Origin of the sequence: Kitasatospora sp. GP30 (assembly GCF_029892145.1) — a bacterium.
In the GTDB taxonomy this organism is placed as follows: Bacteria; Actinomycetota; Actinomycetes; order Streptomycetales; family Streptomycetaceae; genus Kitasatospora; species Kitasatospora acidiphila.
In genome coordinates, this window is record NZ_JARZAH010000072.1 from 1 (window position 1) to 14306 (window position 14306).

3 protein-coding genes are annotated in these 14306 nt (G+C 72.0%); all 3 read left to right on the forward strand.

Annotated features, from left to right (window positions below):
* Window positions 1-6 precede the first annotated feature (6 nt).
* Window positions 7-7959: a type I polyketide synthase gene (locus tag P3T35_RS39500; protein ID WP_280709712.1), complete on the forward strand. Its 7953-nt coding sequence runs from the start codon at window positions 7-9 to the stop codon at window positions 7957-7959.
* A gap of 50 nt (window positions 7960-8009) precedes the next feature.
* Window positions 8010-12899 (forward strand): type I polyketide synthase, encoded by a 4890-nt coding sequence (locus P3T35_RS39505; RefSeq protein ID WP_280709714.1) that lies wholly within the window; start codon window positions 8010-8012, stop codon window positions 12897-12899.
* A gap of 52 nt (window positions 12900-12951) precedes the next feature.
* Window positions 12952-14306 (forward strand): beta-ketoacyl synthase N-terminal-like domain-containing protein (locus P3T35_RS39510; protein WP_280709716.1); only part of this gene is annotated, 1355 nt, incomplete at its 3' end.

Genomic DNA, 14306 nt, shown 5'->3' on the forward strand with positions numbered 1-14306 from the left:
GTGTTCGTGTTCCCGGGTCAGGGGTCGCAGTGGCTGGGGATGGCGGGGGAGTTGCTGGGGTCGTCGGAGGTGTTCGCGGCGCGGATGGGTGAGTGCGAGCGGGCCCTGGGCGACCTGGTGGATTGGTCGCTGCGTGAGGTGGTGCGTTCGGGTGATGAGGGGTGGTTGGGGCGGGTTGATGTGGTGCAGCCCGTGTTGTGGGCGGTGATGGTGTCGCTGGCCGAGGTGTGGCGGTCCAGCGGGGTCGAGCCGGCGGCTGTGGTGGGTCATTCGCAGGGTGAGATCGCGGCGGCGGTGGTTGCGGGTGGGTTGTCGTTGGTGGATGGCGCGCGGGTGGTGGTGTTGCGGTCGAAGGCCATTGCGGAGGAGTTGGCGGGTTCGGGCGGGATGGTGTCGGTGGGCGCGGGTGCTGGTGAGGTGCGCGGGCTGCTGGAGCAGTGGGGCGGGGATGGCGTTTCCGTCGCGGCGGTCAACGGCGTTGCGTCGACGGTGGTTTCGGGCCCGGCCGTGCCGCTGGGGGAGTTCATGGCGTGGTGTGAGGGTCGTGGGGTGCGGGTGCGGCGGATCCCGGTGGATTACGCCTCGCATTCGCAGATGGTGGAGGGCCTGCGCGAGCGTCTGGCCCGCGATCTGGCGCCGATCGTGCCGGTTGAGGGTCGGGTACCGTTCTGGTCGACCGTGACCGGTGGCTTCCTGGACACCAGGGAGCTCGACGCCGCGTACTGGTACACCAACCTGCGTCAGACGGTGGAGTTCCGTCACGGCGTCGAAGGCCTTCTGGCGGACGGGCATGGCCTGTTCATCGAGGTCAGCTCGCACCCGGTCCTGGTTCCGGCGATCGAGGAGGTCATCGGCGAGCAGGACATCGCCGCTGCGGCGATCGGCACCCTGCGTCGTGGTGAAGGCGGTTGGCCGCGTCTGACGGCGTCCTTGGCGCAGGCGTTCGTGCACGGTGCCCCGGTCGCCTGGCCCACTCTGTTCGAGGGCACCGGCGCCCACCGCGTCGACCTGCCCACGTACGCGTTCCAGCACCAGCGCTACTGGCTGGACGTGCCGCTGCGCGACGACACCCTCCTGACCGGCCCGGCCGACGAAGAGTTCTGGCAAGCCGTCGAGAGCCAGGACCTTGAGGCCCTGATCGCCGCCCTGCACGCAGGCGAGGGGATGGACGAGTCGCTGCGGGAAGTCCTGCCCGTACTCTCCACCTACCGTCGCCGCCGGAACGAGAACTCAACCGCTGACTCCTGGCGTTACGGAGTCACCTGGCGCGCGCTGCCGCAGCAGGCCGCGACGGTGCCGGCCACCCTGCCGGGAGACTGGCTGCTCGCCGTCCCGAGCGGGACCGCGGACACCGAGTGGGCCGACTCCCTGGTGAAGTCGCTGGGCCTGGAGGACCCCGCCCGGGTCATCGAGGTGGACGCCTGCCGCACCGACCGCTCGCAGCTGGCCGACCGGCTCGCCACGCTTCGGGGGACCGAGTTCACGGGTGTGCTGTCGCTGCTGGCGCTGGATGAGCGGCTGATGGCTGCGGATGGTCATCTGGCTGCGGGGGTGGCGGGGACGCTGCTTCTGGTGCAGGCGCTGGGTGATGCGGGTGTGGCGGCTCCGCTGTGGGCGGTGACGCATGGTGCGGTGTCGGTGGGCGCGGACGACGACCGTGTGCTGAGCCCGGTTCAGGCGCAGGTGTGGGGTCTTGGCCGGGTGGCGGCGTTGGAGCACCCGGATCTCTGGGGTGGTCTGGTCGATCTGCCGGAGGTGCTGGACGAGGGCGTGGTTCGGCGCCTGGTGGGTGTGCTGGCGTCCGGTCCCGGCGCGGGTGGTGTGGTCGAGGACCAGGTGGCGGTTCGTGGTTCGGGGGTGTTCGGACGGCGTTTGGTGCGTGCGGTGCCCGCCGGGTCGGGGGCGGTGCGTGACTGGCGTCCGTCGGGCACGGTGCTGGTGACGGGTGGCACGGGTGCCCTGGGCGGTCATGTGGCCCGGTGGCTGGCCGGCCATGGGGCCGAGCATCTGCTGCTGGTCAGCCGGCGTGGCCCGCAGGCGCCCGGTGCGGACGACCTTGCGGCCGAACTGGCCGCGCTGGGTGCGAAGGTGACGATCGCGGCCTGCGACATCGCCGACCGCGACGCCCTGTCCGCGCTGTTGGACGGCATCCCGGCCGAGCACCCGCTCACCGCCGTCATCCACACCGCCGGAACCGGAGGGTCGGCCCTGATCACCGACTGCTCCCCGGCGGAGCTGGTCGCCACCGCGTCCGCGAAGATCGCGGGTGCGGTGAACCTGGACGCCCTGCTGCACGAGTCCGCGCTGGAGGCGTTCGTCGTCTTCTCCTCGAACGCCGGCACCTGGGGCAGCCGCGGTCGGGCCGGATACGCCGCCGCGACGGCCTATCTGGACGCGCTCGCGCAGTCCCGCCGCGATCGCGGTCTGGCCGCGACGTCGGTCGCCTGGGGCGTCTGGGGCGGTGCGGGTGCGGCGGGCGACCCCGAGATCAGTGAGGTGGCCCAACGGCACGGCGTGCCGGTGATGGATCCGGACACGGCGCTGGTCGCCCTCCAGCAGACGCTGGACCGCGACGAGACCTGCACCGCGGTCGCCGACGTCGACTGGCCCCGGTTCACCGTGGCCTTCACCGCCAACCGGGGGAGCGCCTTCCTCGGTGAACTGCCTGAGGTGAAGAAGGCCCTCGCGGCCCAGCAGGCCGAGCCGGTCGCCAAGACCGGGGAGGCCGGACCGGCCGCTACCCCACTGGTCCAGCGCCTGCTGACGATGGGTTCGGCCGACCAGAAGCACCACCTGCTGGAGCTGGTGCGGTCGCATGTCGCCGTGGTGCTCCGCCACGAGTCGGCCCATGCGATCGACGAGCGGCGGGCCTTCCGGGACCTCGGGTTCGACTCGGTCACCGCCGTCGAACTGCGCAACCGTCTCAACGCCGAGACCGGCCTGCGCCTGTCGCCCACCACGGCCTTCGACTACCCGACCGCCGAGGTGCTGGCCGAGCACCTGCGCCGTGAACTCGTCGGCGAGCAGGCCACGGCCGCCGGGCTGCCCGCCGTGCGCGCGGCGGTGCTGGACGACGAGCCGATCGCCATCGTGGGGATGAGCTGCCGCTACCCCGGCGGCGTGCGCTCGCCCGAGGGCCTGTGGCAGCTGGTGGCCGATCACGTCGACGCGGTCTCCGGTCTGCCCGCCGACCGCGGCTGGGACATCGAGAGCCTCTACGACGAGGACCCGGACGCGGTCGGGAAGCTCTACTCCGTGGAGGGCGGCTTCCTCTACGACGCGGGCGAGTTCGACCCGGCGTTCTTCGGGATCGCCCCCCGTGAGGCCCGCGCGATGGACCCGCAGCAGCGCCTGCTGCTGGAGACCTCGTGGGAGGTCTTCGAGCGGGCGGGCATCGACCCGCACAGCCTGCACGGGAGCCAGACCGGCGTCTTCGTCGGGACCAACGGCCAGGACTACACGATGGTCCAGGCGAAGGCCTGGGAGGAGTCCGAGAACTACGTGCTGACCGGCGGCTCCGCCAGCGTGCTGTCCGGCCGGATCGCCTACACCTTCGGGCTGGAGGGGCCGTCCGTGTCGATCGACACGGCCTGCTCCTCGTCCCTGGTGGCGCTCCACATGGCGTGCCAGGCGCTGCGGTCGGGCGAGTGCGAGCTCGCGGTGGCCGGCGGTGCCACGGTGATGGCGACCCCTGCGCTGTTCGTGGCGTTCTCGCGGCAGCAGGGGCTGGCACGTGACGGTCGGTCCAAGGCGTTCGCCGCCGCTGCCGACGGGGCGGGCATGAGCGAGGGCGCCGGTGTGCTGCTGCTGGAGCGACTGTCCGACGCGCAGCGCAACGGCCGTACCATCCTCGCGGTGGTCCGCGGCTCGGCCGTGAACCAGGACGGTGCCTCGAACGGGCTGACGGCCCCGAACGGTCCGTCGCAGCAGCGGGTGATCCGGCAGGCGCTGGCCAATGCCGGGCTGTCCACCTCGGAGGTCGACGTCGTCGAGGCGCACGGCACCGGCACCCGGCTGGGCGACCCGATCGAGGCCCAGGCGCTGCTGGCCACCTACGGTCAGGACCGGGATGCCGAACAGCCGCTCTGGCTGGGCTCGTTGAAGTCGAACCTGGGCCACACCCAGGCGGCCGCCGGCGTGGCCGGTGTGATCAAGATGGTGATGGCGATGCGGCACGGCACGATGCCGAAGTCGCTGCACATCGACGCGCCCACGCCGGACGTGGACTGGTCGGCGGGGAACGTCTCGCTGCTGACCGATGACCGGCCGTGGCCCGCCGACGAGCGGCCGCGCCGCGCCGGCGTGTCCGCCTTCGGGGTGAGCGGCACCAACGCCCACGTCATCCTGGAGGGTTTCCCCGCCGAGGCCCTGGCGACCGACGCCCGTTCGACCGATGCGACGCCGACCGAGGCCCTGCCGACCGACGCCTCCGAGCCCGCCGGCCGGCCGGTCCCGTGGCTGCTGTCGGCCAAGAGCGACGCCGCCCTGCGCGAGCAGGCCAGGCAGCTCCGGACCCACCTGGACGCCCACCCGGACGCCCGCCCCGCCGACATCGGCCACTCGCTGGTCGCCGCCCGCTCACTGTTCGACCACCGGGCCGTCGTGGTCGGCGAGGGCCTCGACGACTTCCGCCAGGGCCTCGACGCCGTCGTGGACGGGCGGAACGCGGCCAACACCACCAAGGCCTCGGCCGTCGCGGGTGGCCGGGCCGTGTTCGTCTTCCCCGGTCAGGGATCCCAGTGGGTCGGGATGGCGGCCGGGCTGATGGAGTCTTCTGAGGCGTTCCGCGAGAGCGTGCTGGCCTGCGACGCGGCGCTGTCCGAGTTCGTCGGGTGGTCGGTGCTGGACGTGCTGCGGGAGGCCCCGGACGCGCCGCCGGCGACCCGGATCGACGTCATCCAGCCGACGCTGTTCACCATGATGGTGTCGCTGGCGGCCATGTGGCGCTCCTACGGGGTGGAGCCCGCCGCCGTGGTGGGTCACTCGCAGGGCGAGGTCGCCGCGGCCTACGTCGCCGGCGGCCTGTCGCTGCGGGACAGCGCCAGGATCGTTGCCAAGCGCAGTCAGGCGTGGCTCCGGCTGGCCGGTCGCGGGGCCATGCTGTCCGTGAACCTGCCCGCCGCGGAGGTCGAGGCGCGGATCGGCGACCGTAGCGACAGGATCTGCGTCGGCGCCGTGAACAGCCCCAACACGGTGGCCGTGTCGGGCGACCCAGAGACCCTCACCAGCCTGCTCGACGAGCTGGTCGCCGACGGTGTGTCCGCGCGGCGGGTCCCGGGCCTGGACACCGCCGGGCACTCGCCCCAGCTCGACGAGTTGCGCGAGGAGCTGCTGGCGGCACTGGCACCCGTCGCACCGAAGCGCTCGGACATCCCGTTCTACTCCACGGTGACCGGCGGCCTGTTCGACACCGCCGGGCTCGACAACGAGTACTGGTACCGGAACATCCGTCAGCCCGTCGAGTTCCAGATGGCCGTCGAGGCGCTGCTGGACGCCCATCACAGCGCCTTCATCGAGGCCAGCCCGCACCCCCTGCTCGCTCTCTCGATCCACGACAACGCTACCGCGCACGGGGCCGGCGAGGCGGGAGTGCGGGTCATCGCGACGCTGCGCAGGGAGGACGGCGGCATCCGCCGCGTGCTGAACTCCCTGGCCGACGCGCACACCCAGGGGCTGGCCGTCGACTGGCAGACGGTGTTCGCCCGTACGGGGGCACGCCGCGTGGACCTGCCGACCTATGCCTTCCAGCGTCAGCGCTACTGGCTGGAGCCCACGGCGGCCGCCGAGGAACTCCGCGCCCCCGGTGGGGCCGAGGGCATCGACGAGGAGTTCTGGACCGCCGTCGAGACCGCGGACCTGGCGTCGCTCGCCGCCACGCTGCACCTCGAAGGTGAGCAGCGCAAGTCACTGGAGGCCGTCGCCCCGGCCTTGTCGGCGCTGCGCCGCCGGCAGAAGGAGAGCGCCTCGGTCGACTCCTGGCGCTACCGGATCAACTGGCGCCCGCTGACAGCGCCGACCGCAACCGCGCCGTCCGGCCTGTCCGGCCGCTGGCTGGTGCTGGCGCCCGCCGACACCGTATGGGTGGACCCGTGGGCCGACAGCCTGCGCGCCGTCGGCGCGCAGACCACGGTGCTCGCACTCGACCCGGTCACCATGACCAGGGAGACACTCGCCAAGGAGCTGGCCGAACTCGGGGAGCTCAGCGGCGTGCTGTCCTTCCTCGGCGCCGACGAGCGACCGTTCGGCGCGGACGGGCGGCTGCCCGCAGGCCTGCTCGCCACCGTGGCGACCGTCCAGGCACTGGGTGATGCCGACGTCTCCGCCCCGCTGTGGGTGGCCACCCGTGGCGCGGTGAGCGTGGGCGCGTCCGACCGGCTGCGCAGTGCCGTCCAGGCACAGGTGTGGGGCATGGGGCGGGTCGCGGCGCTGGAGCACCCCGACCGCTGGGGTGGACTGATCGATCTGCCGGAGGTCGCCGGGGACCGGGAGGTGGCGGCGTTCACCGGCATCCTGGCGAGCCCGGACGGCGAGGACCAGGTGGCCGTGCGCGCGGCCGGGGCCTTCGCCCGACGGCTCGTCAGGACGCCGCAGCACCGCGGCGAGCCCACCAGGCCGTGGCAGCCGCGCGGCACGGTCCTGATCACCGGCGGTGCCGGCGGGGCCGGCGAGCGGGTCGCCCGCTGGGCGGCTGCCCGCGGCGCCGAGCACCTGCTGCTGCTCAGCCGTCGGGGTGCCGACGCGCCGGGGGGCGCCGAACTGACGGCGGAGCTGACCGCACTGGGCGCCCGGGTCACGTTCGCCGCCTGCGACGTGGCCGACCGCGAGGCGCTGCGCCTCGTGCTGGAGCAGCAGATCCCCGCCGAGTACCCGCTGACCGCGGTCGTGCACACGGCCGCGGTGCTGGACGACGGCATCCTGGACGGCATGACGCCGGAGCGGTTCGGCCGGGTCCTCGGGCCGAAGGCGGTCGGCGCGCTGAACCTGGACGCACTCACCCGGCACCTGGAGCCGTCCGCCTTCGTGCTGTTCTCCTCGCTCGGCGGCACGGTCGCCTCGTCCGGCCAGGCCAACTACGCCGCGGCGAACGCCTTCCTGGACGCGCTCGCCGAACAGCGCCGCGAGCAGGGCCTGCCCGCCACCTCCATCGCCTGGGGCAACTGGGGGAGCGACGGCATGGCCGGCGGCGAGGAGATGCAGCGCCACCTGCGGCGCCACGGCATGTCGGCCATGGACCCGGCACTGGCGATCACCGCGTTGCAGGGGGCCGTGGAGTACGGCGAGGCCACCGTCACGGTGGCGGACATCGACTGGGAGAGGTTCCTGCCCAGGTTCACCTCCACCCGCCCCAGCCGTCTGGTCGAGGAGCTGGCCGAGGTCCGACGGCTTGCCGCCAGCGGTGGCGCGGCAGGCGGCAGCGGGACGGGCGGCAGCGGCGAGCAGCCGCTCGCCCAGCGGCTGGCGGTGCTGGCGCCGGCCGAGCGCTCGGCGGCACTCCTGGACGTCGTCCGGACCCAGGTCGCCGAGGTCCTGGGACACGCCTCGGGTGACGCCGTCGAGGAACGGGTCGCGTTCAAGGAGATGGGCTTCGACTCGCTGACCGCGGTCCAGCTGCGCAACCAGCTGAGTGCCGCGACCGGCGTGCAGCTGCCGGCGACCCTGGTGTTCGACTACCCCAACCCCGCCGAGCTCGCCGCCTACCTCCGCTCGCGCCTCTTCGAGGCGGAGGCGAGCGCCGACACGGCGGTCCTGGCCCGGCTGGATGAGGCCGATTCGGCGCTCACCGCGCTCCTGGCGGACGAGTTCGACGGAAAGAAGGTCGAGGAGCGCCTGCAGGCGCTCCTGGCGAAGCTGCGGCAGGCGGGCACGGCGGATGACGAGGACTCCGCGGCCGAGCGGTTCGAGTCGGCCAGCGACGACGAGATGTTCGACCTCATCGGCGAGCGATTCGGGATCTCCTGAGCCTCGTCCCACCCCGGTCCTTGCTGAGTACAGATGATGGAGAGTCCCTGATGGGAAACGAAGAGAAGCTCCGGTACTTCCTCAAGCGGGTCAGCACCGAGCTGGACGAAACCCGTTTGAAGATGCGCGAGTTGGAGGATGTGGCCCACGAGCCGATCGCGATCGTGGGGATGGCCTGCCGGTACCCGGGCGGGGTGCGGTCGCCCGAGGAGCTGTGGCGCCTGGTCGCCGACGGCACGGATGCCATGGCGGAGTTCCCGGCGGACCGCGGTTGGGACCTGGCCGCCCTCTACGACCCGGACCCGGACGCTGAGGGGAGTTTCTCCGTCCAGGAGGGCGGGTTCCTCTACGACATCGGCGAGTTCGACCCGGGGTTCTTCGGGATCAGCCCGCGTGAGGCGCTGGCGATGGACCCGCAGCAGCGGCTGCTGCTGGAGACTTCCTGGGAGGCGTTCGAACGGGCCGGCATCGACCCCACGGCTCTCGGCGGCAGCAGGACCGGGGTGTTCACGGGCACCAACGGCCAGGACTACAGCATGGTGCTGGTCGATGCGATCGAGGAGGCCCAGAACTACCTGATCACCGGCACCGCCGCGAGTGTGATGTCGGGCCGGGTGTCGTACGTGTTCGGTCTGGAGGGGCCGGCGGTGACGGTGGACACGGCGTGTTCGTCGTCGCTGGTGGCGCTGCACCTGGCGGTTCAGGCGCTGCGGGCGGGTGAGTGCGACCTGGCGCTCGCCGGTGGCGTGTCGGTGATGTCCACACCCGCACTGTTCGTGGGCTTCTCCCGCCAGGGCGGCATGGCTGGTGACGGTCGGTGCAAGGCGTTCGCGGATGGGGCGGACGGCACGGGCTGGGGCGAGGGTGTCGGCGTTCTGCTGGTCGAGCGGCTGTCCGATGCCCGCCGGCTCGGCCACAACGTCCTTGCGGTGGTGCGGGGTTCGGCCGTGAACCAGGACGGTGCGTCGAACGGTCTGACCGCGCCGAACGGTCCCTCGCAGCAGCGGGTGATCCGGCAGGCGCTGGCCAACGCGCGGCTGGCGGTGGGTGATGTGGACGCCGTGGAGGCGCACGGCACCGGGACGCGGTTGGGTGACCCGATCGAGGCGCAGGCGCTGCTGGCGACCTACGGTCAGGGGCGGGATGCCGAACTTCCGCTGTGGCTGGGCTCGTTGAAGTCGAACATCGGTCACACGCAGGCTGCTGCCGGTGTGGCGGGCGTGATCAAGATGGTGATGGCGCTCCGGGAGGGCGTCCTTCCGCAGACCCTGCATGTCGATGAGCCGTCGAAGGAGATCGATTGGACCTCCGGCGCGGTGGAGTTGCTGACGGAGCGGCGGGCCTGGCCGGAGGTGGCGCGTCCTCGGCGTGCGGGTGTGTCGTCGTTCGGTGTGAGTGGGACGAATGCGCACGTGATCCTGGAGCAGGCGGAGGAGCCTGCGGGGGTGGCGGAGTCGGGGGCTGTGGTTGGGCTTCCGGTGGTGCCGTTGGTGGTGTCGGGCAAGTCTGTGGAGGCGGTGCGGGGGCAGGCTGCGGCGCTGTTGGAGTGGTTGGAGGCCGAGCCGGGGCTGGGGCTGCTGGACACGGCGTTCTCGCTGGCGACGTCGCGTTCGGCGTTCGAGCACCGGGCGGCGGTGGTGGTGGCGGATCGTGGTGAACTGCTGGCTGCTCTGGGTGGGTTGGCGTCGGGTGCGGTCGGGGTCTCGGGCGCGGTGTCTGGGCGCTTGGGGGTGGTGTTCTCGGGTCAGGGGTCGCAGTGGGCTGGTATGGGACGGGAGTTGGGTGAGGTGTTCCCGGTGTTCGCGCGAGCCTTTGAGGAGGTGTGCGCGCAACTGGGGGTGGAGCTGCCGTCGGATGACTTGATCAACCAGACCGAGTTTGCGCAGCCGGCGATTTTCGCGTTGGAGGTGGCGCTGTACCGGCTGTTGGAGTCGTGGGGTGTGACGGCCGGTGTGCTGGCCGGGCATTCGGTGGGTGAGATCGCGGCGGCGCATGTGGCGGGGGTGTTGTCGCTGGAGGACGCGTGCGCGCTGGTGGTGGCGCGTGGCCGGTTGATGCAGGCGTTGCCGACGGGTGGCGCGATGGTCGCGGTCGGCGGGTCCGAGGAGACCGTGAGGGCTGCGGTCGAGGGTGTGGAGGGTGTGTGGGTGGCGGCGGTGAACGGTCCGTCGTCGGTGGTGCTGTCCGGGCACGAGGAACCGGTGCTGGCGGCCGCTGCCAAGCTTGCCGAGCAGGGGTGCCGGACGCGGCGTCTGACGGTCAGTCATGCGTTCCACTCGGGTCTGATGGATCCGATGTTGGAGGAGTTCGCGGGCGTCGTGGCCGGGTTGGAGTTGCGGGAGCCGGTACTGCCGCTGGTCTCCACGGTGACCGGCCGGGTGGAGTCGGAGTTGTGGACGCAGCCGCAGTACTGGGTGCGCCAGGTTCGCGACGCGGTGCGTTTCGCTGATGGCGTTGCCGCCATGCTGGACTTGGGTGTTGGCAGCTTCGTTGAGGTGGGCCCGGATGCGGTGCTGTCCGGCATGGTCGCGGAGTGCCTGCCGCAGGACGGCCCGGCCCGCGCCGTGGTGCCGACGATGCGTTCGGGGCGTGACCAGGTGCGCGGCGTGGTGGAGGCGCTGGCCCGCTTGCATGCCGCCGGCACCCCGGTCGCGTGGGGGAGGTTGTTCGAGGGCACCGGCGCCCGCCGCGTCGGCCTGCCCACGTACGCGTTCCAGCGCCGCCGTTACTGGCTGGAACCCTCGGAGCGGCCGGTGTTGGGGGCGGCGCCGTTGGACGCGGTGGATGGCCGGTTCTGGGAGGTCGTCGAGCGCGGTGACCTGGCGGGGCTGAGCGCGGCCCTGGGCGTCGACGAGATCCAGGCGGAGTCGCTGGAGGCGGTGCTGCCGGTGCTGTCGTCGTACCGGCAGCGGGTTCGCGAGCAGTCCGCGACCGACCAGTGGCGCTACCGCATCACCTGGGAGGCTCTTGCCGAGAGCACCCATCACGCGCTGCCGGGCAAGTGGCTGGTCGTGGCGCCAGAGGGCCTCGACGAGCGCGACGCTGCCTGGATCGACACCTGCGTCACCGCGCTGCGCAGTCGGTACCAGGAGGCCGAGCTGATCAGCCTCGCTCTCCAGACAGTGGACCGCGTCGGCCTGGCCGAGTGCCTGGCGGCTGCGGGCGAGTTCACGGGTGTGCTGTCGCTGCTGGCGCTGGATGAGCGGCTGATGGCTGCGGATGGTCATCTGGCTGCGGGGGTGGCGGGGACGCTGCTTCTGGTGCAGGCGCTGGGTGATGCGGGTGTGGCGGCTCCGCTGTGGGCGGTGACGCGTGGTGCGGTGTCGGTGGGCGCGGACGACGACCGTGTGCTGAGCCCGGTTCAGGCGCAGGTGTGGGGTCTTGGCCGGGTGGCGGCGTTGGAGCACCCGGATCTCTGGGGTGGTCTGGTCGATCTGCCGGAGGTGCTGGACGAGGGCGTGGTTCGGCGCCTGGTGGGTGTGCTGGCGTCCGGTCCCGGCGCGGGTGGTGTGGTCGAGGACCAGGTGGCGGTTCGTGGTTCGGGGGTGTTCGGACGGCGTTTGGTGCGTGCGGTGCCCGCCGGGTCGGGGGCGGTGCGTGACTGGCGTCCGTCGGGCACGGTGCTGGTGACGGGTGGCACGGGTGCCCTGGGCGGTCATGTGGCCCGGTGGCTGGCCGGCCATGGGGCCGAGCATCTGCTGCTGGTCAGCCGGCGTGGCCCGCAGGCGCCCGGTGCGGACGAGCTCGCGGCCGAACTGGCCGCGCTGGGTGGGAAGGTGACGATCGCGGCCTGCGACATCGCCGACCGCGACGCCCTGTCCGCGCTGTTGGACGGCATCCCGGCCGAGCACCCGCTCACCGCCGTCGTCCACACCGCCGGTGTGAGCACCTTCGGCAACCTCGCGGACAGCGAACCGGCCGACCTCGAGCAGATGTTGAGCGGCAAGGCGGCCGGTGCGGCCCACCTGGACGAACTCCTCGCGGACCGTCCGCTCGACGCCTTCGTGCTGTTCTCCTCAAACGCCGGTGTCTGGGGCAGCGGCGGCCAGGGAGCGTACGCCGCAGCGAACGCGTACCTGGACGCACTGGCGGAGAGCCGGCACCAGCGCGGCCTGGCGGCGACCTCGATCGCGTGGGGCGTCTGGCGCGGTGACGGCATGGGCGCGGACGCGGAGGTGGTGGAGCACCTGCGCCGTCGCGGCCTGGTCGAGATGGCACCGGAAAGCGCCGTGTCGGCGCTGGTGCGGGCCGTCGGTGAGGCGGAGCCGTGCGTCACCGTCTCCGACGTGGACTGGCAGCGTTTCGCGGTCGCGTTCACCTCGGTCCGGCCCAGCAGCCTGATCGGCCGGGTGCCGGAAGCGGCTCACGCGCTGGAGGCCCTCGTGGACGGCGCCGGTGACCGCGAGGACGAGGCGGTGCGCAGCTTGCGGGAGCGGGTCGGCCGTGCGTCCGGCGCCGACCGTCGGCGGATCCTGGTCGATCTGGTGCGCACCGAGGTGGCGGTGGTGCTGGGCCACGGATCCGGTGCGGCCGTCGACCCTGAGCGCGGCTTCACGGAGCTCGGCTTCGACTCGCTGACCGCGGTGGAGCTGCGGAACCGGCTGCAGAAGGCCACGGGTGTGTCGCTGCCGGCAACCGCGGTCTTCGACTACCCGACCACGCAGGAACTGGCCGAATTCCTGCGCGTCGGACTCGTGCCGGACGAGCTTGCCGGCGAGGCGCTGGTCCGGTCGGAGATCGACCGCATCGACGCGGCGCTCTCCGGTATCGCTGTCGCAGAACTGGCGACCTCGGACATCGAGGAGCGGTTGGAGAGCTTGCTGGCGAAGGTGAAGAAGGCCCGGAGCGCGGAGTCCGGAAACCTGGCCGCCGATCAGCTCGATGCGGCGTCCGACGACGAGATCTTCGACATCATCGGCAAGCGGTTCGGGATTTCGTAGCTCGCCTCTCCCCCCTTCATCTTCCTCATCTGATTGGAACGGACATAGCCTGATGGCTGCCGAAGAGAAGCTTCGTTATTTCCTGAAGCGGGTCATGGTCGATCTCGATGATGCCCGTGAGCGCGTTCGTGAGCTGGAGGAGGGCTCGCGGGAGCCGATCGCCATCGTCGGCATGAGTTGCCGCTACCCCGGGGGTGTGCGCTCGCCCGAGGACCTGTGGCGCCTCGTGGCCGATGGCGTCGACGGCGTTGCCGGCTTTCCCACGGACCGGGGTTGGGACGTCGACGGTCTCTACGACCCCGACCCCGAGGCCCAAGGAAAGTCGCATGCTCGTGAGGGCGGATTCCTGCACGACGCCGCCGAGTTCGATGCGGACTTCTTCGGGATCAGCCCGCGTGAGGCGCTGGCTATGGACCCGCAGCAGCGGCTGCTGCTGGAGGCCTCGTGGGAGCTCTTCGAGCGCGCGGGACTCGACCCGCAGGCCTACAAGGGCAGCGAGACCGGTGTCTTCGTCGGCGCTTCCTACAACGAGTACGGGGCCGAGGCGGGCAAGGCGTCGGACGGGGCGGGCGACTACCTGCTGACCGGCAGTCTGACGAGTGTGGTCTCGGGTCGGGTGTCGTACGTGTTCGGCCTGGAGGGGCCGGCGGTGACGGTGGACACCGCGTGCTCGTCATCGCTGGTGGCGCTGCACCTGGCGGTCCAGGCGCTGCGGGCGGGTGAGTGCTCGCTGGCGCTGGCCGGCGGCGTGACGGTGATGTCCACCCCGGGCGCGTTCGTCGAGTTCAGCCGCCAGCGCGGGCTTTCGGCGGACGGCCGGTGCAAGGCATTCGCGGACGCGGCGGACGGGATGGGCTGGGGCGAGGGCGTCGGGCTGGTGCTCGTGGAGCGGTTGTCGGATGCGGTGGCGAACGGGCACAAGGTGCTTGCGGTGGTGCGGGGTTCGGCGGTGAACCAGGACGGCGCCAGCAGTGGTCTGACCGCGCCGAACGGTCCGTCGCAGCAGCGGGTGATCCGCCAGGCTCTCGCCAACGCCGGCCTGTCCACCGCGGAGATCGATGTGGTGGAGGGGCACGGGACCGGGACGCGGTTGGGCGACCCGATCGAGGCACAGGCGCTGCTGGCCACCTACGGTCGGGACCGGTCGGCCGAACAGCCGCTCTGGCTGGGCTCGTTGAAGTCGAACATCGGTCACACGCAGGCGGCTGCCGGTGTCGGTGGTGTGATCAAGATGGTGATGGCGCTGCGTGAGGGCGTGCTCCCGCAGACCCTGCACGTGGACGAGCCGTCGCGCCAGGTGGACTGGTCGGCGGGTGCGGTGGAGTTGCTGACGGAGTCGCGGGCTTGGCCGGGGGTGGATCGTCCTCGGCGTGCGGGCGTGTCGTCGTTCGGTGTGAGTGGGACGAA

Excerpts from the sequence above, each read along its gene's own strand:
- P3T35_RS39505 (WP_280709714.1), top strand. The coding sequence starts at position 8,010 with ATGGGAAACGAAGAGAAGCTCCGGTACTTCCTCAAGCGGGTCAGCACC.